The sequence below is a fragment of the Amycolatopsis sp. lyj-109 genome, assembly GCF_046548995.1.
Taxonomy (GTDB): domain Bacteria; phylum Actinomycetota; class Actinomycetes; order Mycobacteriales; family Pseudonocardiaceae; genus Amycolatopsis.
In genome coordinates, this window is record NZ_JAJPWR010000013.1 from 171,390 (window position 1) to 190,069 (window position 18,680).

Genomic DNA, 18,680 nt, shown 5'->3' on the forward strand with positions numbered 1-18,680 from the left:
TCGATGCTGGGCCGAAGGCTACGGGAGGGGTCCGACAATTTCCGGCGGTCTGCAGCTCCAGACCCGTTTCTGGCACAGTGGGTTTCTGGCACAGTGGGTGGCATGGGGGAGGACCTTGCCGCTGTCGTGGCCGCCGTCGTACCGGCCGTCCGCGCCGTGATCCCGCCCGCGCCCGCCGCGACACTGGGCCGGCTGCGGTCGGAGCCGGAACGCCGGTCGTTCCCGGACGTACCCGAGCCCGAGGTGCTGAAGTCGCTCAGAACCCTGCCGGCGTGGGTGATCGAGCGCGTGCACGGAGCGGTGGAGCTGCCGCTGGCCTCGCTCGTCGTTGCGGCGCCGCCGGTCGCGGCCGCGCCGAAGCCGCCGCCGGACGGCACGTTCGGCTTCCTCACCTCGGACAGCGAGGCGGAAGCCCTGCGGGAGACGCGGTTGCTGCACCGGCTTCGGCCCGGTCTCCTCGAGCTGGTGGCGGAGTCGACCACCGGCTTGGCGGCTGAAATCCCCCTCACCGCCGAAGGCGACGAAGCGGCGATCGCGGCCGCGCACGGAGCCCACCATCTCGCGATCGCGCTGGTGACCGCGACGATCGCCGCGCGCGAAGCCGGCAGCCCCGGCATCGCGGGCATCGTCGGGACGGCGCTCGGAGCGGCGGCAATCCTGCTCCGCTCGGCACCGATGCCCGACGGCTACGCGGCGGCCCTGCGCGACAAGCAGCGGGCCGAGTACCGGCTGCCGCAGTCCGGCAGCACGTCCGTGGCGGTCCGCGACCACGTCTTCGCGTTGACCGAAGGGGGTTTCCCGGCCTTCGGCGACTTCGGGGGCAACGGCCTCGCGGAGACCGCCGACGGTGGCGTGGTCGTCCGCACCGGCACGGAGAACGGCCCGGTCCGGGTCGGCATCCGGGTGCTGGCCGAGCCACCGGCCACGGCGGAAACCCTGGGCTGGGAGGAGGTCGTCGACCTCAGCTGGCGCGCGGAGCACGGCTCGGCCGGCGTGGGCGGGGAAGTGACGACACCGCCGTGGCCCGGCGACTACCGCGTCCGCGTGCACGCCTACGGCCGCGACGACCCGGAGGTCGAGGGCTACGACCTCTGGATCTGGGCGGCGCCGCCCGGACCGCCGGTGGTGCACGCCCGGGCGGACCGCCTCGGCCACCGCCTGCGCGGCGAGCCGGAGCCACCGGTCGTGGACCGGCCCGAGGCGCACTACCGCTGGATCGGCCGGTCCCGGCTGACGGTCGCGGCGACGGTCACGGTCGCCACCGGCCAGTCCGCCGAGGAGGTCATCCGCGCGTTCGGGGCGGACCCCGCCCGGCCCGAGCCGCTGGAGGAGCTGCGCGAGGCGTACGCAGACCCGTGGCTGGCGGTGCTGGACCTCGACGGTGTCGTGGTGGCGATCGAGGAGAACGGCTACTACGGCTCCCGAGCGCCCGTGCTCACCGCGGCGTCCCGCGCCGGCCGGGTGGCGAGCATGTTCTGGAACGTCAACGCGGTGACGCGGTTGTCCTTCGCCCGCGCCGGCGAAGTCCTCGCTTCGTTCGAGCCGGGCCTGAGCGAGCCGTCCGCGGACGAGGACGTCGTCGCGGCGCTGGCCGGTCTCGACCTGGAGGACTACCACGACCGAACCGAGAAGGGCCTGGTCGCGGTCGAGCGGTTCACCGGCCGGGGGCTCTACCCGGAAGACCTGGAGGACATCGACCGGCGCGGGGTGGCGTACCGGATCAGCGACCGCGGTTGACCGCGCTGATGTCGTCCTGAAGCCGTTCCCGGACGTTCGAGGCGGCGTCCCGGGGCACGGGCGCCGTCGTCTGGGACGGCTCGCCCGCCGGGCCCGGCACCGGGTACAACTGGTGCTCCCCGGGCAGCGGGACGCCGGGGCAGATGGTGGCCGCCGGTCGCGCGCCGCCGAGGTAGAAGCCGTTCACCAGATCGTCCACACAGGAATTCCCGCTGACCGCGTACTGGCCGTGGAAGGGCGAATCCGCCACCGAGATCATCGGGATCCCGGCTGCCCGCGCCGCCGCTTCCGCCTGCTCGTAACCGGTTTGGGGATCGAATTCGCCCTGGACGACGAGGATGTTCTTCGCGGCGCGCGGCGAGAGCGTCGGCAGCTGCTGCCGCGGCGGGTCGGACCAGAAGCCGCACGCCTCGCTCAGGCCGTACGCCCAGCCGAACAGCGGGTAGGCCGGCCCCTGCAGGTCGCTGAGCAGCTTGTACCAGCTCGCCGTCCGCGTCGGCTGATCGCCGCACGCCACGGCCAGCCGCGTACCCGGGACGTCGGCGTAGTCGGGCTCCGGCGGGTTCGCCGCCACGTCGGCGGCGGTCAGCCGGTCCGCCGGACGGCCGAAGACGGCACGCGAAGCTCGGTCGAGGTCGCTCCGCAGCGCGGCGGGCGGCGGGGTGGTCTTGCCCTCGAGCGCCGCCACGCCCTTGGTGAGGATCAGGGCGCCGGTCATCCACTGCCGGGCGCTGCCGTTGCCGACGAAGACCGAGTCGAAGACGTCGGGTGGCACGCCCTGGCTCTTGAAGTAGGCCCGCAGCCGCTCCCACGTGACCCGGACCTCCCCGGCGGTCTTGCCGAGCTGCTCCGGGAACCGGCGGGCCAGCCACGGCGCGTAGACGCGGTCGAACTGACGCTGGTCGATCTTCGGGAACGCCTCGAACGCGGCCTGGAGGCGGCCTTCGAAGTTGACGCTGGAGTCGAGCACCATCTTCCCGGCGCGGTCCGGGAAGAGCGACGCGTACTTCGCGCCGAGCCAGGTGCCGTAGGAGAAGCCGAGGTAGTTGAGCTTCTCGTCACCCAGCAGCGTGCGGATCAGGTCCATGTCGTGCGCGGTCTGCCAGGTGGTGACGAACGGCGCGAGCGCGTCGCTCTGGCACGCCTCGGCCAGCACTCGCGGCGTCCGCTGGTGCAGCGCGATGCTGTCCGCCGAGCGGTCACGGGCGTCGAGGTCGTCGTCCTGCGGCAGCCGCCCCAGCGGCACCCGGCACACGTACCCCTCGTCCTTGCCGCCTTCCTGGCCGGTACCGCGGGGGTCCATGCCGATGACGTCGTAGTGCTCGTTCACCGCCGGTTCCAGTCCGGCCAGCGCCCCCGCGAGCGCCGTTCCCCGGCCGCCGGGCCCGCCGGGGTTGACCAAGATCGCGCCCTGCCGGCCGCCGGTGGCCGCCGCGCGGCTGATCGCCACCTGCAGGTCGGTGCCGGGGGACGGGGCCGCCCAGTCCCGCGGGACGGTGATCCGCGCGCACTGCACCGGGCGGGGCTGGCTCCGTTTCTCGAACGGGCAGGCGCCCCAGGAGACCTCCTGGCCCCGGTACGGCGCGAGAGGGTCGGGCGTGGTGGCGGCAGCGGGCGCCGTGGCCGCCACGAGGACCGTGACAGCCACCGCCAGCCCAGCTCGGGACGTTCGCACCGCAGTTCCTCCTCGCGCACCGGCCGGACAAGATCCAATCACGGCGGGCGGGGGAGCGGCAGCACGAAACCGCGGCTCGCCGGGTGGAGTCCTTCGATCCGGTGAACGCCCCGGAGCAGGTCAGGTGCGGTACGGGCCGTGGTTGCCGAGGTCGGGGCCCACCCGCGGGTGCGGGCCGTCCTGGCCGGGCACCGGGGTGACGGCGGGGCGCCACGCCGGGTCCGTCGCCGCCGGCTCGACGACCACCTCGGTGGCCGGCCGGACGTAGGTGTCCCGTTCGGGTTCGCGGTCCTGATAGTGCTCCTCGACGATCCGGTCCTGACGGCGGCGCGCGAGCACGGCCAGGGTGAGCACGTGGGCCACGGCCATCAGCAGCAGGAAGATGCCGAGCCGCCCGACCAGCGCGGCCGTCGAGCCCGACCACTGCGGGCCGACCACCGAGAGCAGGGCGAGCACGCCGAACGAGACCAGGTGAAAGACGGTCACCACCATCCACGCCAGTGAGCTCGACCCTTCGCCGCCCTCCGGCCCGCTCAGGTAGCGGCGGCCGCCGCGGTGGAGGACCTGGCCGTCGGCCACCACGATGACCAGGCCGATCAGCAGAAATCCGGTGAGGTCGTTGTCGGGCATGCGTCTCCTCGTTTCGGGCGGAGTACCCGGCCGGGCCCGGTGCGGGCGCCGGTTCACCGGAACGAGCGAACGACGGCGGTCACACCCGGGAATCAATTCCGCCCGCCGGACGTCTGACGGTGCGTGAAGAAGATTGGCTTCCTCTCGTTCGGCCACTGGTCGGCGAGCGCGCACTCCGAGACCCGGTCGGCCGCCGACTTCCTGCACCAGTCGATCGACCTGGCGGTCGCCGCCGAGGAGCTCGGCGTGGACGGTGCCTACTTCCGCGTGCACCACTTCGCGCAGCAGGCGGGCAGCCCGTTCCCGCTGCTGGCGGCGATCGGCGCCCGGACGTCGAAGATCGAGATCGGCACCGGCGTCATCGACATGCGCTACGAGAACCCGCTGTACATGGTCGAGAACGCGAGCGCCGCCGACCTCATCTCCGGTGGCCGGCTCCAGCTCGGCATCAGCCGGGGATCCCCCGAGCAGGTGATCGACGGCTGGCGCTACTTCGGCTACGCCCCCGGGGAGGGCGAGACGGACGCCGACATGGCCCGCCAGCACACCGAGGTGTTCCTCAAGCTCCTGGAAGGCGAAGGCTTCGCGCAGCCGAACCCGCGGCCGATGTTCGCCAACCCGCCGGGCCTGCTGCGGCTCGAGCCGCACTCCGAGGGCCTGCGCGAGCGTATCTGGTGGGGCTCCGGCTCGAACGCGACAAGCGTCTGGGCGGCCAAGCTGGGCATGAACCTGCAGAGCTCCACGCTCAAGGACGACGAGACGGGCGAGCCGCTGCACGTCCAGCAACGCAAGCAGATCGAGGCCTACCGCGAAGCGTGGACCGAAGCCGGCCACGAGCACGAGCCGCGGGTCTCGGTCAGCCGCAGCATCTTCGCGCTGACCAACGACACCGACCGTGCGTACTTCGGCCGTGACCGCCAGTCGCGCGACCAGGTCGGCATGATCGACGAGAACACCCGGGCGATCTTCGGCCGCTCCTACGCCGGAGAGCCCGACGAGCTCGTGCGGCAGCTCAAGGAGGACGAGGCCGTCCAGGCCGCGGACACGCTGCTGCTCACCATCCCGAACCAGCTCGGCGTCGAGTACAACGTCCACGTGCTGGAGAGCATCCTCACCCACGTAGCCCCCGAGCTCGGCTGGCGCTGAGCTCGGCTGGCGCTGAGGGCGGTGGCCCGGTGGCGGCCGGGCCGTTCTCCGCTCAGCCGTGGGTGACGTTCAAGCCGTAGAACGCGACCCGCGCACCCTTCGTCGTGCTGCTCGATGAGGACTGGTTGTACGAGCCCGCCTTGAAGTACTGCTTGTACGGCTTGAACGACGACGGGATGCCGTAGTGCGTCGTGCTGCCGTTGACCGTCAGGTCGATCGTGTTGCCGCCGGAAATCCCGATCGTGTAGGTCCACGTCTTGCCGACCGAGACGTGGCCGACCGTGTGCGACGTCTGCCCGCCGTCGGGGGAGTTCTCGGTGCCCAGCACGATGTCCCCGCTCGCCCGGTAGTACAGCTCCAGCAGCGGTTTCGTGGACGAGCCGCCGGTGCCGAGGTGCACCTGGCCGACGCACACGTTCGACGTCACCGAGACCACGCGCAGGGTCGCGCTCAGCTTGTGCGAGCCGCTCAGCGACCAGTTCGCGGCGGAGCCGTCGCGGTTCATCTCGCGCAGCTCCGACCGCGCGTAGTTCGAGTTCGGTGTGGTGACGCCCTTCTCCGGGGCCCAGAAGGTCATCGCGCCGTCGCGGGTGTCGGTGTAGAAGTAGCTGTCCTGGAAGCCGTTCGGCCCCTGCAGCCGGGACGACGAGATGGTCGTCGGCTTGCCCGGCGAGCCGACCGGTTCCTGCAGCTGCCAGATCGAGAGGTCGAAGTTGCCGCCCGGGGCCACGGACGGGTCCGCCGCCAACGCGGGGGACGCGGTCGCCGCGGCCAGGGCCGGGACCGCCAGGAGGGCGAGCAGGGTGCGAACACGCATCATCGGGTGTCCTTTCACGATAAATGGTCTGGACAACCCGGCGGCGTGGGACTCACGGTAGGTCGGCGGTCACCCGATGTCAAGATCGCCGCACACGCGAACGGGCCCGGCCGAAGCTCGGCCGGGCCCGTCGGTGCGACTGTCAGGCGAGGTCGAAGCGATCCAGCTCCATGACCTTCGTCCACGCCGCCACGAAGTCGGCCACGAACTTCTCGCGGGCGTCTTCGCTGGCGTAGACCTCGGAGAGGGCCCGCAGCTGCGAGTTCGAACCGAAGACGAGGTCGACCGCGGTGGCGGTCCACTTCAGCTCGTCGGTCGTCACGTCGCGGATCTCGTAGACGTTTTCCGCGGACTCCGAGGCCTTCCACTTGGTGCCCGGCGCGAGCAGGTTGGCGAAGAAGTCGCCGGTGAGCACGCCCGGCTGGTCGGTGAGGACACCGTGCGCGGCACCGCCGTGGTTGGTGCCGAGCGAGCGCAGGCCGCCGACGAGGACGGTCATCTCGGGCGCGGACAGGCCGAGCAGGTAGGCGCGCTCGACGAGCAGCACCTCCGGCTGGAGCTTCTCGCCGGCCCGCAGGTAGTTGCGGAACCCGTCGGCGCGCGGCTCGAGCACCTTGAACGCGTCGGTGTCGGTCTGCTCCTGCGAGGCGTCGGTGCGGCCCGGGTGGAACGGCACGGTCGTCTCGACGCCGGCGTCGCGCGCCGCCTTCTCGACGGCGGCCGAGCCGGCCAGCACGATCAGGTCGGCCAGCGAGATCTGCGCGCCACCGGCCTCGTTGAACTCGCGCTGGACGCCCTCGAGGATCTCCAGGACCTTGCCGAGCTGCTCGGGCTGGTTGACCTCCCAGTTGCGCTGCGGCTCCAGGCGGATCCGGGCGCCGTTCGCGCCACCGCGCTTGTCGGTGGAGCGGAAGCTCGCGGCCGACGCCCACGCCGTGGACACCAGTTCCGCGGTGGTGAGCCCCGAGTCGAGGACCTTCGCCTTGAGGGCGGCGATGTCGGCGTCGCCGACGAGGGTGCCCTCGGCGGCCGGCACCGGGTCCTGCCACAGCTGCGGCTCGGCGACCCACGGGCCGAGGAAGCGGCTGACCGGGCCCATGTCACGGTGCAGCAGCTTGTACCAGGCCTTGGCGAAGGCCAGCGCGAACTCGTCCGGGTTCTCCAGGAACCGGCGCGAGATCGGGCCGTAGACCGGGTCGAAGCGCAGCGACAGGTCCGTCGTGAGCATGGTCGGCTTGTGCTTCTTGTTCGGGTCGAACGGGTCCGGGATGATCTCCGGCGCGTCCTTGGCGACGTACTGCTTGCCGCCGCCGGGGCTCGTGGTGAGCTCCCACTCGTAGCCGAAGAGGATCTCGAAGAAGCGGTTGCTCCACTCGGTCGGCTTGTCGGTCCAGGTGACGTCGAGGCCGCTGGTGATCGCGTCGGCGCCCTTGCCGGTGCCGTGCGTGCTCAGCCAGCCGAGGCCCTGCGCCTCGATCGGGGCGCCCTCGGGCTCCGGGCCCACGTGGTCGTCGGCGACACCGGCGCCGTGGGTCTTGCCGAAGGTGTGGCCGCCGGCGATGAGGGCGACGGTCTCCTCGTCGTTCATCGCCATCCGGGCGAAGGTCTCGCGGATGAAGTGCGCCGCGGCCTCGAAGTCCGCGCTGCCGCGGGGCCCTTCGGGGTTGACGTAGATGAGGCCCATCTCGGTCGCGCCGACCTCGGGCGCCATCTCCGCGTCGCTGACGTAGCGCTCGTCACCCAGCCAGTCGTCCTCCGGGCCCCAGATGATCTCCTCGGGCTCCCAGACGTCCACGCGGCCGAAGCCGAAGCCGAAGGTCTTGAAGCCCATCGACTCCAGGGCGACGTTGCCGGCCAGGACGAGCAGGTCGGCCCACGAGATCTTCTGGCCGTACTTCTGCTTGACCGGCCACAGCAGGCGGCGCGCCTTGTCGAGGTTGGCGTTGTCGGGCCAGCTGTTGAGCGGGGCGAAGCGCTGGTTGCCGTCCCCGGCGCCACCGCGGCCGTCGTGGATGCGGTAGGTGCCCGCGGCGTGCCAGCTCAGGCGGATCATCAGGCCGCCGTAGTGCCCGAAGTCGGCGGGCCACCAGTCCTGCGAGGTGGTGAGCACCTCGGTGACGTCCCGCTTGAGGGCGTCGACGTCGAGCTTCGCGAATTCCTTGGCGTAGCTGAAGTTCTCGCCGAGCGGGTTGCCCTTGGCCGAGTGGGCGTGCAGCACGGACAGGTCGAGCTGGTTGGGCCACCAGTCCTTGTTCGTGCGCGGGCGGCCGCCCGTCTTCGGCGTCGGGGAGTCGATCGCCGGGTTTTCGCTCTCGCTGCCGTGCGAAGTCACCGAGTCGTGCGCGACCGGGCACCCGGCCGCCGCCTTCTTGTCCACGCCCTGCGCGCTGGACGGGTTGTCCTGGGTGGAGCTCATTTACTTCCTTCCGGGAGCAGCGAATCATTTCGGGGACGTTCGGCCGCGCAGCCGGGGCAGGTGCCCCAGTAGACGACCTCCGCCTGGTCGATCACGAAACCGTGGTCGTCCGAGGCGGTGAGACAGGGGGTGTGGCCGACGGCGCAGTCGACGTCGGCTATCGCCCCGCACGAACGGCACACGACGTGGTGGTGGTTGTCACCCACCCGGGCCTCGTAGCGGGCGTTCGCACCGGCCGGCTGGATGCGCCGGATCAGCCCGGTGTCGGTGAGCGCCCGGAGCACGTCGTAGATCGTCTGGTGCGACACCGTCGGTTGGTCGGCGCGCACCAGGTCGATCACCGTTTCGGTGTCGACGTGGGGATGGTCGCGCAGCGCGGCCAGCACGGCCAGCCGGGGTCTGGTGACCCGCAGCGAGACCGCCCGCAGCTGTGCTTCGAAGTCTGACATCGCCGCCGACCCTAGGGCCTTTTCTGGAATGGGTCAAGTTATGGGCCCCGTCCGTGTCGGCCATCCGGGGTTCACGCTGAGTCAGCGGCACGGTTAGGCTCCCGGACATGCCGGACACGCAGTACGAAGACCTCCTCCGCCACGTCCTCGACACGGGTGCCCGCAAAGGCGACCGTACCGGCACCGGCACGAGGTCGATCTTCGGGCACCAGCTGCGCTACCGCCTGTCCGAGGGCTTTCCGCTGATCACCACGAAGAAAGTCCACTTCCGCTCGATCGCCTACGAGTTGCTGTGGTTCCTGCGCGGCGACGCGAACGTCTCGTGGCTGCGGGAGCACGGCGTCACCATCTGGGACGAGTGGGCGGCGGCCGACGGCGATCTGGGCCCGGTCTACGGCGTCCAGTGGCGGTCGTGGCCGACCCCGGACGGCGGACACGTCGACCAGATCGCCGAGGTGCTGCGCACGCTCCGTGAGAACCCGGACTCGCGGCGGATCATCGTGTCCGCGTGGAACGTCGCCGACATCCCGCGCATGGCGCTGCCGCCGTGTCACGCGTTCTTCCAGTTCTACGTCGCCGACGGCGAACTGTCCTGCCAGCTGTACCAGCGCAGCGCGGACCTGTTCCTCGGCGTGCCGTTCAACATCGCGAGCTACGCGCTGCTGACGCACCTGATCGCCGAGCAGGTCGGGCTGCGCGTCGGCGACTTCGTCTGGACGGGCGGGGACTGCCACATCTACGACAACCACGTCGAGCAGGTGCGGACGCAGCTGGCGCGGGACGCACGGCCGTTCCCGGCGCTGGGCCTCAAGCCGGCGGACAGCCTGTTCGACTACACGTACGAGCACTTCGCGCTCGAGGACTACGACCCGCACCCGGGCATCAAGGCGCCGGTGGCCGTGTGATCGGCCTGATCTGGGCCCAGTCTTCGAACGGCGTCATCGGCCGCGACGGCGCGCTGCCGTGGCACCTGCCGGAGGACCTCAAGCACTTTCGCACGGTGACCTCGGGGGCGGCGGTGCTGATGGGACGCCGGACGTGGGAGTCACTGCCGCCGCGGTTCCGTCCGCTGCCCGGACGGCGGAACCTGGTGCTGTCGGCGACCCCGCAGGAAGGGGTCGAGACGTTCGCGGACCTGCCCTCGGCGCTCGGCGCGGTTTCCGGCGATCTGTGGGTGATCGGCGGTGCGGCGGTGTACCGCGCGGCGCTACCGTTCGCGGACCGGATCGTCGTCACCGAACTGCAGGAGTCCTTCGAAGGGGACACCCACGCGCCCGAGGTCGGGCGCCCGGCGGACGCCGTGGGCGAGTGGCTGGCGTCGTCGACCGGCCTGCACTACCGCTTCCTGACCTGGACCTGACGCTCCCCAGGTGGGCACTTTCACGTGAAAGTGCCCACCTGGGGGCGGCACTTTCACGTGAAAGTGCCGCCGCCTGGGCCGTTGCGCTGGTGGGGTCGGCGCTATACGGTGGCTGGAACTAGAACACGTTACAGTTCCAGTGGCCGGTCGTACCGAGGAGCGAGTATGGCGAAAAGGGCGGCGCGCGGCGACGAGGCCGACTACGTCGTCGTCGGGTCGGGGAGCTCGGGGGCCACGATCGCGGGGCGGCTCGCACAGGCCGGGGCCAGCGTGATCGTCCTGGAAGCCGGCAAGAGCGACGAGCAGCTGCTGGTCAAGAAGCCCGGGCTCGTCGGGCCGATGCACGCCGTGCCCCAGCTCAAGAAGCCGCTCGACTGGGGCTTCTACGGCGTTCCGCAGAAACACGTTCTCGATCGCCGGATGCCGGTGCCGCGAGGCCGGGTCGTCGGCGGGTCGAGCTCCATCAACGGCATGGTCTACGTCCGCGGCAACCGCGCCAACTTCGACTCCTGGGCCGCCGAGGGCAACACCGGCTGGGACGCCGACAGCGTCAACGCCGCCTACAAGCGCATGGAGGACTTCGAAGACGGCGAGACCGCCTTCCGCGGCGCCGGCGGGCCGATCCGGGTCACCCGCGTGAAGAACCCCCAAGAGGGCTCGCTGCAGTTCGTCGACGCCACCGCCGACGCGCTCGGCTGCAAGATCCTCGACGACTACAACGCCGAGTCCCAAGAGGGCGTCAGCCGGATGCAGCAGAACGCCGCCGACGGCCTGCGCTACAGCGCCTCGCGCGGCTACCTCCACCACCTCGCGCCCCCGACGCTGCAGCTGCAGGACCGGGTGCTGGTCGAGAAGGTGCTCATCGAGAACGGCCGCGCCGTCGGCGTCGAAGTCCTCGACCGCGGTCGCCGTCGCACCATCCGCGCCGGCAAGGAGGTCATCCTCGCCGCCGGTGTCATCGGGTCCGCGCAGCTGCTCATGCTGTCCGGCGTCGGCCGCGCCGAGCACCTCAAGGAACACGGCATCGACGTCGTCGCCGACCTGCCCGTCGGCGACAACATGCACGACCACATGTTCCACGCCCTGACGTTCCACGTGACGACCAGCAAGAACAAGGGCACGGCGCCGTACTTCGCCCGCGGGCTGGCCCGGGAGCTGCTGCGCCCCGGCACCACGTTCCTGGCGAACTCGGTCTTCGAGGCGGTCGCCTTCCTGCGGACCTCGCAGGCCGGGGCGATCCCCGACCTCCAGCTGCACCTCCTGCCGTGGGCGTACGTGTCGCCCAACCAGGACGCGCCGATCCGGCACGACGTCGACAAGCGTCCCGCGCTCACCGTGCTGACCACGCTCATCTACCCGAAGAGCCGCGGCACGCTGCGGCTCGCCTCGGCCGATCCCGCCGCGGCCCCGCTCATCGACTTCCAGTACCTGTCCGACCCGGCCGACCTCGAACTGCTCGGCGAAGGCTCGGAAATGGTGCGCGAGATCTTCGCCTCCAAGGCGTTCAAGGGCGCGGTCAAGGAAGAGATCCACCCGGGCAAGGACCTCAAGGGCCAGGCGCTGCGCGACGCGATCCTCAACCGCGCGACGTCGGTCTACCACGGCGTCGGCACCTGCCGGATGGGCGTCGACGAGCTCGCGGTCGTCGGCCCCGACCTGCGGGTGCGCGGCGTCGAGGGCCTGCGGGTCTGCGACGCCTCGATCATGCCGTCGATCACCGGCGGCAACACCAACGCGCCCTGCATCATGATCGGGGAAATGGGCGCCCAGCTCGTCCTCGGGAGCCGGTCATGACGCTCACCCCGCTCGAACTCACCCGTCCGGCGTCGGTCACCGACGCCTTCCTGGAACAGCTGGTCGCCCGGGTGCCGGGCTCGGCCGGCGCGACCTGGAAGCTGACCGAGGTCTACACCGGCGACGTGCTCGTCGAGCTGCCGCAGTCGACACCGGAGGACATCGAGCGGGCCTTCGCCGTCGCACGCGAGGCCCAGCGGACGTGGGCGGCGACGCCGGTCAAGGAGCGGCTGGCGGTGTTCCGGCGGGCGCACGCGCTGTTCGTCGAGCGGGCGCGGGCCGTCGCCGACCTCATCCAGGTCGAGAGCGGCAAGAACCGGCGGATGGCGATCGAGGAGACCTGCGATCCGCCGATGGTGATGAGCCACTACCTGAAGCGGGCCGCTCGGTTGCTGGCTCCCACCAAACGCGGCGGCCCGGTGCCGCTGCTGACGACGTCGACCGAGGTCCGGCTGCCGAAGGGCGTCGTCGGCATCATCGCGCCGTGGAACTTCCCGTTCGCCACCGGCGTTTCCGACGCGATCCCGGCGCTGATGGCGGGCAACGCGGTCGTGCTGAAGCCGGACAACAAGACGGCGCTCTCGCCGCTCTACGGCGTCCGGCTGCTGGAGGAAGCGGGCCTGCCGAAAGGCCTGTTCCAGGTGGTCTGCGGCGAAGGGCCCGACGTCGGCCCCACCCTGATCGACCACGCCGACTACGTGATGTTCACCGGTTCGACGGCCACCGGCCGGGTGATCGGCGAACGGGCGGGCCGCAACCTCATCGGCTGCTGCCTCGAACTCGGCGGCAAGAACCCGATGATCGTCCTTCCGGACGCTGATGTTCCGGAGGCCGTGCAGGGTGCGATCTTCGGGGCGTTCGGCAACACCGGCCAGATCTGCATGCACATCGAGCGGATCTACCTGCCGGAGTCCCGGTACGAGGAGTTCAAGACGGCCTTCGTGGCGGCGGCCTCGGCCCTCGACGTCCGCGCCGCGTACGACTTCGGCCCCGACATGGGGTCGCTGGTCTCGGTCGACCACATGCGCCGCGTCAAGTCCCATGTGGACGATGCGGTGGCCAAGGGCGCCACGGTGTTGTGCGGCGGCAAGCCCCGCCCCGACCTCGGCCCGGCGTTCTTCGAGCCGACGATCCTCGAAGGCGTCACCACGGACATGCTGTGCGGGGTCACGGAGACCTTCGGGCCGGTGGTGGCGCTGCACAAGTACCGCACGGTCGACGAAGCGGTGGCGCTGGCCAACGACACGGACTACGGGCTCAACGCGTCGGTCTGGAGCACCGACGTCCCGGCGGCGCGCGCGGTGGCGGCCCGGATCGAGTCCGGCAACGTGAACGTCAACGACGTCCTGGCGACCGCGTACGCGGCGAAGGGCACGCCGTCCGGCGGGGTGAAGAACTCCGGCGTCGGCGCCCGGCACGGCGACCAGGGGCTGCTCAAGTACACCGACGTGCAGAACCTGGCCGTGCTGAAGAAGCAGGTGATGGGGCCGCGGCCGGGGCAAGGGTACGAGAAGTACGTCGAGAGCATGCTGTCCGGGCTGAAGCTGATGCGGAAGCTGCGGATCCGGTAGCTCAGGCACCGCGTGACGCGGCGCTGCGGCGCAGGAGCTCGGCGAACGCCTGAGCGGCGTGCGTCAGCGCGTGGTCGGTCATCCGGACGAGGAGGATCCGGCGGACCGCGGTGCGCGGCCGCAGGGGCAGGACCTTGACGCCCGGGCGGACGCCGTCGAGGGCCAGGGTCGGCGCGAGCGCGACGCCGATGCCGGCGGCGACCATGGCCTGGGCTTCCTGGTAGTCGTGTGCCTCGTAGGCGATCTGGGGTTCGAAGCCGGCCGCACGGCAGCTGCGGGTCAGCGCCTCGGCCACCGGGTGGTTGTCGGCGCGCGTGATCCAGGCGTCGTCGGCGAGCTGGGCGAGGGCGGCACTCCGGCGGCGCGCGAGCGGGTGCCGGTCGCCGACCAGGAGCGCGGGCGGATCGTCGAGCAGCGGGGTGACGGTGGCGTCGTCGCGATCGATGCGGCACCAGTCGTAGTCCCACATCAGGGACAGTTCGATCTCGCGGTTCTCCAGCATCCGCCACAGCCCGGCGATGCGGCTGCTGCGCACGGTCAAGCGGATTTCCGGGTGCGCTTCCTTGAAGGCGATCACCGCCGGCGGGAGCAGCGAGGCGCCGACCGTCGGGAACGTGCCGACGCGCAGGGTGCCCGCGCGCAGCCCGGCGAAGTCGGCGAGCTCGTTTTCGGCGGCGGTGAGCTCGCGCTCGATGCGCTCGCCCCGGTCGACGAGCGCGCGGCCGGCGTCGGTGAGCGTGACGCCGCGGGCGTGGCGCTCCAGCAGTGGTTGCCCGGCCTCGGCCTCCAGGCGGCTGATCTGCTGCGAGACCGCTGACGGGGTGTAGTTCAGCGCGCGGGCGGTCGCGGTCACCGAACCGCGCCGAGCCACCTCGGCGAGCAGCAGCACCCGTCGGACGTCCAGCATCTCGTCACCACGACCGTTCAGTTCAAGTTAATACCCATGCAGATTTTCGAGATTGTACTTCACGCTCCCGTCGTCGATGGTGGAACGCACCGGCAGGCGAACGACCCGCCCGAATCCACAAAGGAGCCCGCTGTGCTGCGTCTGCGGGGCGAGATGATCCGCGGGGGAACCAGCAAGTGCTGGATCTTCGGCCACGACGACGTCGTGGCCGCCGACGTGGACGTCGACATCCTGTTGCTGGCCGCCTTCAACGCGGCCGACCCCCGGCAGATCGACGGTGTCGGGGGCGCGTCCTCGACCACGTCGAAGGCCGCGATCGTGCGCCCCTCGGCCGAGCCCGGTACCGACATCGAGTACGTCTTCGCCCAGGTCGGCATCGGTGACGAGCGGGTCGAATGGGCCGGCAACTGCGGCAACTGCGCCACCGCCGTGGCGCTCTACGCGGTGCACCACGGCCTTGTCCCGCTCGGCGCGAAGACCACCACCGTCCGGATGCTCAACGCCAACACCGGCGCCCGGCTCACCGGCACCATTCCGACCCCCGGCGGCGTCGCCCCGGACGAAGGCGCGGCGACGGTGCCCGGAACCGCGGCCCCCGGGGTGCCGGTGCTCCTGGGGTTCGAGGACCCGGCGGGCTCGACGACCGGAACCGCACTGCCGACCGGCCGCCCGATCGACACCCTGGCCGGGCCGGACGGTGTCGTCGAAGTGTCCCTTGTGGACGCCGGGGCGCCTGCCGCGTTGTTCGAGGCCAAGGCTTTCGGCCTCGACGGCTCCGAGCCCTTGGCGCGTTTCGCGGAGGCGGTGCCCGCGCTCACGACGCTGCGCCGGGAAGCGGCGCTCGCCATGGGGCTGGCCCGGCCGGACGATCCGGTCAGCCACGCGGTGCCGAAGGTCGGTGTCGTCGCGCCTCCGGTGGCCTACCGCACGGCCCACGGCATCGAGGTCGGCGCGGACGCCTACGACCTGGCCGTGCGCATGGTCTCCATGCACGCACCCCACCCCGCGATCGGCCTGACGTCCGCGGTCGCGCTGGCCACCGCCGCCGCCACCCCGGGCACTCTCGCCCACCGCGCCGCCCGGCCGACCGCCGACGGCACGCTCCGCCTCGGCACACCCGCCGGCGTGCTCACCACCCGGACAATGCCCGGGAACTCCCGCTCCTCGTCCACGGTGCTGCTGCGGCGCGCCGCCCGGCGCATCGCCCGCGCGGAACTCCAGGTTCCGATCCCCGCGCCGCTGTAGAAAGGAAACCTGCCATGAGCCGCAATGCCGCCGCCATGGGCCATGTCCCGCCCGCGTCCGGAAGCCGCGTCCGGCGGCTGCTGTCCCACCTCTACATCCAGTGCCTGATCGGGGTGCTCCTCGGTGCCGCCGTGGGCTGGCTCTGGCCCTCGTTCGGTGCCGGGCTGAAGCCACTCGGTGACGGGTTCATCGGACTGGTCAAGATGATGATCGCGCCGATCATCTTCTGCACGGTCGTGCACGGGATCGCCTCGATGGGCAACGCGCGCGCGGTCGGCCGGGTCAGCGTGAAGGCGCTGATCTACTTCGAGGTCCTGACCACCATCGCGCTCGTCGTCGGGCTGGTCGTGGTCAACGTCGTCCGGCCCGGCAGCGGGCTGCACGTCGACGTCTCCACGCTGTCCACCGAGCACCTGCCGGCGGCCGCGAGCCAGACCCACAACGGTTTCGCCGATTTCCTGCTCGGCATCATCCCGACGACCCTGATCAGTGCACTGACCGGCAAGGAGATCTTGCCGGTGCTGCTCGTTTCCGTCCTCTTCGGATTCGGCCTGCACGCCGCCGGCGAGGCCGGCGCGGGCGTGGCCCGCGGGGTGGAGAAGTTCTCCGGCATCCTGTTCACGATCATCCGCTGGATCATGCGGCTGGCCCCGATCGGGGCCTTCGGCTCGATGGCCTTCACCATCGGCAACTACGGCCTGGGCACCCTTCGCCACCTCGCCCTGCTGGTCGGTTCGTTCTGGCTGACCGCGCTGGTGTTCGTCCTGGTCGTCCTCGGTTCGGTGATGCGGCTCAACGGCCTCCGGCTGCTGCCGTTCCTGCGTTACATCAAGGAAGAACTGCTCATCGTCCTGGGCACGTCGTCCACCGAGCCGGTCCTGCCGCGGATGATGTCCAAACTGGAGCACGCCGGCGCCGCGAAGCCGGTCGTCGGCATCACCCTGCCCGCCGGGTACTCCTTCAACCTCGACGGCACCGCGATCTACCTGACCATGGGCGGCGTCTTCCTCGCCCAGGCCCTTCGGATCGAGCTCAGCTTCACCCAGCAGCTGACCATGCTCGCCGTCATGCTCCTGACGTCGAAGGGAGCCGCGGGCGTCACCGGGTCCGGGTTCATCGCGCTGGCCGCCACGCTCAGTGCCATCCCGCACGTCCCGGTGGCCGCGCTGGCTTTGATCTTCGGCATCGACCGGTTCATGTCCGAGGCCCGGGCCCTCACCAGCCTGGTCGGCAACGGCGTCGCGACGCTGGCCGTCGCCCGCTGGGACGGCCAGCTCGACGTCGCCCGCGCCCAGGCGGTCCTGCGCGGCGATCTGCCGTTCGTGCCGGAACCGACGGCCGTGGCGCTGCCGAAGGCACCGCAGGAGCCGATCGCGGAGCCGGTACCCGCCGGTCGCTGACCACGACGCTCTCCGCCGAGGCGAGGACGCTGCCGGAGGAGGCGGCTCAGCCGTCCACCAGCAGCCCTCGCAGCGGGCCCTGCAACCGGCCCGCCCGCCGCGAAACGCCGGGCAGCAGCACCAGCCGGTGGGTCCGCTGCTCGCCGCGGCGTTCCCGCTCGGCCTGCTCCTCGGCCAGCGGCCGCCACAGGTTGTCGACCACGTCCGCGGGATCCCTGTGTTCCAGCTCCGACACCGGACGTCCGAGGTGCTCGGCCCACAGCCGCAGCCGGGTCGCGCGGACCACCTCCGGGTCGTCGGTGGCGATGTTGACCTCGGTGTCGTTGAACAGCGAATGCTCGTTGAGGTTGGCGGACCCGACCGTCAGCCACGAGTCGTCCACGATGCCGAGCTTCGCGTGGACGTACACCGGGGCCGCCGAGTCGCCGTCGTGGGCGCTGATCGTCGTGGCCAGCAGCCGCTGGTTGCCGTCGTCGGCGTCGAGCAGACGGCCCAGCTGGCCGCGGGTGGTGTCCGAGCCGTTGCTCGGCTTGCGCGGCAGCAGCAGGACCACGCGGAAGTCGTCGGACGGCGGATTGCGGAGCTTGTCGAGCAGCACCTCGGCGATCTCCGGCGACCACAGGAACTGGTTCTCCAGGTAGATCAGCCGCTGCGCCGATCTCAGGGCGCGCAAGTAGCCATCGAGAACGGTGAACTCGCCCTTCGGCAGGAAGTCGTAGGTGTCGTTCGGCACGGTGCGCAGCAGCTGGACGCGGCTGCCGCCCACCGGCGCGGGCACGGCGGGCGCGGGCAGGTCCTCGCCGGCGACCTCGGTCCACCGCCGCCGGAAGTGGTCGGCGACGTCGGCGACGACCGGCCCGTCGAGCCGCGCCATCAGGTCGTGCCACCCGATCGGCCGCGGCGGGTGGTCCAGGCTGTCGTGCCGGTCGCCCTCCAGCGCGGTGAGGTCCACCCCGCCGACGAACGCGACGGCGTCGTCGACGATCACCAGCTTCTCGTGGTGGCAGTGCAGGGTCCGCTCGCGGGAATCCAGGACGCACCGCACGTTCGTGCCCTCGGTGAACTTCCGCTGTTCGGACCGCGCCAGCTTCCGCGACGGCTGGAACGCCGGGAACGGCGGACCCGCCCACAGCAGCACGCGGACCTCGACCCCGCGCCCGGCGGCTTCGGCCAGCAGCTGACGCAGGGTGGGCGAACCGGGCTCCCGCGTCAGCCGGAAGTCCGCGCTGGCGTGCCAGTTGGCGATGTGCACGCGGGACTTCGCCGTTCGGATGGCCTCGGCGACGGCGGGCAGCGACTCCTCGCCGTCGATCAGCACCTCGACGCGGTTGCCTTCGCGGACGGGGGCCCGGCCGCCGAGCGGGTCGTCCGCACCGCCCGGTTCGAGCACCGCACCCCAGCCGAGCCTGCGCAGTCGCCGCCGGTGGTGGGCACACAGGATGCTTTCGAGCCCGTCGCCCAGCCGCTCGTCCACCTTGTCCAGGAAAGCGTTCACCCGTCCCATATCACTACAGATCGGCCCGGCTCGCCGTG

General features: G+C 71.3%; 15 protein-coding genes. 8 read left to right on the forward strand and 7 right to left on the reverse strand.

Features of this window, described 5'->3' with window-relative positions; genetic code table 11:
* Window positions 1–102: 102 nt before the first annotated feature.
* A complete protein-coding gene (locus ACLJQF_RS28105; protein ID WP_410613052.1) occupies window positions 103–1,737 on the forward strand; it encodes a DUF6461 domain-containing protein in 1,635 nt (544 codons plus the stop codon).
* On the opposite strand, the gene ACLJQF_RS28110 is transcribed toward ACLJQF_RS28105, so the two are convergent.
* Window positions 1,721–3,385, reverse strand: a complete 1,665-nt coding sequence (locus ACLJQF_RS28110) for an alpha/beta fold hydrolase (protein ID WP_410613054.1) — start codon at window positions 3,383–3,385, stop codon at window positions 1,721–1,723. The genes ACLJQF_RS28105 and ACLJQF_RS28110 overlap by 17 nt on opposite strands.
* Before the next feature lie 147 nt (window positions 3,386–3,532).
* Window positions 3,533–4,042, reverse strand: a complete 510-nt coding sequence (locus ACLJQF_RS28115) for a hypothetical protein (RefSeq protein ID WP_410613056.1) — start codon at window positions 4,040–4,042, stop codon at window positions 3,533–3,535.
* 123 nt (window positions 4,043–4,165) lie between these two features.
* Between ACLJQF_RS28115 and ACLJQF_RS28120 the strand changes: the two genes are divergently transcribed.
* Window positions 4,166–5,188, forward strand: a complete 1,023-nt coding sequence (locus tag ACLJQF_RS28120; RefSeq protein WP_410613058.1) for an LLM class flavin-dependent oxidoreductase — start codon at window positions 4,166–4,168, stop codon at window positions 5,186–5,188.
* A 52-nt stretch (window positions 5,189–5,240) separates the two neighbouring features.
* Here the strand turns inward: ACLJQF_RS28120 and ACLJQF_RS28125 are convergent, their stop codons facing one another.
* From ACLJQF_RS28125 to ACLJQF_RS28135, 3 genes are all read right to left on the reverse strand, one after another.
* Window positions 5,241–6,005 (reverse strand): polysaccharide lyase family 7 protein, encoded by a 765-nt coding sequence (locus ACLJQF_RS28125; RefSeq protein ID WP_410613060.1) that lies wholly within the window; start codon window positions 6,003–6,005, stop codon window positions 5,241–5,243.
* 142 nt (window positions 6,006–6,147) lie between these two features.
* A complete protein-coding gene (katG, locus tag ACLJQF_RS28130) occupies window positions 6,148–8,421 on the reverse strand; it encodes a catalase/peroxidase HPI (protein WP_410613062.1) in 2,274 nt (757 codons plus the stop codon).
* A complete protein-coding gene (locus ACLJQF_RS28135; RefSeq protein ID WP_410613064.1) occupies window positions 8,418–8,870 on the reverse strand; it encodes a Fur family transcriptional regulator in 453 nt (150 codons plus the stop codon). The genes katG and ACLJQF_RS28135 overlap by 4 nt, the downstream gene beginning before the upstream one ends.
* A 107-nt stretch (window positions 8,871–8,977) precedes the next feature.
* On the opposite strand from ACLJQF_RS28135, the gene ACLJQF_RS28140 reads away from it, so the two are divergent.
* The 4 genes from ACLJQF_RS28140 to ACLJQF_RS28155 all read left to right on the forward strand — a co-directional run bounded on the left by ACLJQF_RS28140 (window position 8,978) and on the right by ACLJQF_RS28155 (window position 13,595).
* Window positions 8,978–9,775, forward strand: a complete 798-nt coding sequence (locus tag ACLJQF_RS28140) for a thymidylate synthase (RefSeq protein ID WP_410613066.1) — start codon at window positions 8,978–8,980, stop codon at window positions 9,773–9,775.
* Window positions 9,772–10,230, forward strand: coding sequence for a dihydrofolate reductase (locus ACLJQF_RS28145; protein WP_410613068.1), 459 nt, complete (start codon window positions 9,772–9,774; stop codon window positions 10,228–10,230). Before ACLJQF_RS28140 ends, ACLJQF_RS28145 begins: the two co-directional genes overlap by 4 nt.
* A gap of 165 nt (window positions 10,231–10,395) precedes the next feature.
* Entirely contained in the window at window positions 10,396–12,024 is a 1,629-nt protein-coding gene (locus ACLJQF_RS28150; RefSeq protein WP_410613070.1) for a GMC family oxidoreductase, read from the forward strand.
* The gene (locus ACLJQF_RS28155; protein ID WP_410613072.1) at window positions 12,021–13,595 is read left to right on the forward strand and encodes a succinic semialdehyde dehydrogenase; all 1,575 of its coding nucleotides are present in this window, start codon (window positions 12,021–12,023) and stop codon (window positions 13,593–13,595) included. The genes ACLJQF_RS28150 and ACLJQF_RS28155 overlap by 4 nt, the downstream gene beginning before the upstream one ends.
* A 1-nt stretch (window position 13,596) precedes the next feature.
* Here ACLJQF_RS28155 and ACLJQF_RS28160 read toward each other — a convergent pair whose 3' ends face one another.
* On the reverse strand, window positions 13,597–14,502 hold the full coding sequence (locus ACLJQF_RS28160; protein WP_410613074.1) for a LysR family transcriptional regulator: 906 nt from the start codon (window positions 14,500–14,502) through the stop codon (window positions 13,597–13,599).
* Window positions 14,503–14,634: 132 nt separating this feature from the next.
* Between ACLJQF_RS28160 and ACLJQF_RS28165 the strand changes: the two genes are divergently transcribed.
* Both ACLJQF_RS28165 and dctA read left to right on the forward strand, forming a co-directional pair.
* Entirely contained in the window at window positions 14,635–15,747 is a 1,113-nt protein-coding gene (locus ACLJQF_RS28165; protein ID WP_410613076.1) for a PrpF domain-containing protein, read from the forward strand.
* 14 nt (window positions 15,748–15,761) lie between these two features.
* Window positions 15,762–17,147, forward strand: coding sequence for a C4-dicarboxylate transporter DctA (dctA, locus tag ACLJQF_RS28170; protein WP_410613078.1), 1,386 nt, complete (start codon window positions 15,762–15,764; stop codon window positions 17,145–17,147).
* Window positions 17,148–17,193: 46 nt separating this feature from the next.
* On the opposite strand, the gene ACLJQF_RS28175 is transcribed toward dctA, so the two are convergent.
* Complete coding sequence (locus tag ACLJQF_RS28175) at window positions 17,194–18,642, reverse strand: phospholipase D-like domain-containing protein (RefSeq protein ID WP_410613080.1); 1,449 nt, start codon at window positions 18,640–18,642, stop codon at window positions 17,194–17,196.
* Window positions 18,643–18,680 lie beyond the last annotated feature (38 nt).

What these genes read in the sequence shown, in the direction of transcription:
- ACLJQF_RS28105 (WP_410613052.1), top strand. Translation starts at nt 103, where the DNA reads ATGGGGGAGGACCTTGCCGCTGTCGTGGCCGCCGTCGTACCGGCCGTC.
- ACLJQF_RS28115 (WP_410613056.1), bottom strand. Translation starts at nt 4,042, where the DNA reads ATGCCCGACAACGACCTCACCGGATTTCTGCTGATCGGCCTGGTCATC.
- ACLJQF_RS28125 (WP_410613060.1), bottom strand. Translation starts at nt 6,005, where the DNA reads ATGCGTGTTCGCACCCTGCTCGCCCTCCTGGCGGTCCCGGCCCTGGCC.
- katG (WP_410613062.1), bottom strand. Translation starts at nt 8,421, where the DNA reads ATGAGCTCCACCCAGGACAACCCGTCCAGCGCGCAGGGCGTGGACAAG.
- ACLJQF_RS28135 (WP_410613064.1), bottom strand. Translation starts at nt 8,870, where the DNA reads ATGTCAGACTTCGAAGCACAGCTGCGGGCGGTCTCGCTGCGGGTCACC.
- ACLJQF_RS28140 (WP_410613066.1), top strand. Translation starts at nt 8,978, where the DNA reads ATGCCGGACACGCAGTACGAAGACCTCCTCCGCCACGTCCTCGACACG.
- ACLJQF_RS28150 (WP_410613070.1), top strand. Translation starts at nt 10,396, where the DNA reads ATGGCGAAAAGGGCGGCGCGCGGCGACGAGGCCGACTACGTCGTCGTC.
- ACLJQF_RS28155 (WP_410613072.1), top strand. Translation starts at nt 12,021, where the DNA reads ATGACGCTCACCCCGCTCGAACTCACCCGTCCGGCGTCGGTCACCGAC.
- ACLJQF_RS28160 (WP_410613074.1), bottom strand. Translation starts at nt 14,502, where the DNA reads ATGCTGGACGTCCGACGGGTGCTGCTGCTCGCCGAGGTGGCTCGGCGC.
- dctA (WP_410613078.1), top strand. Translation starts at nt 15,762, where the DNA reads ATGAGCCGCAATGCCGCCGCCATGGGCCATGTCCCGCCCGCGTCCGGA.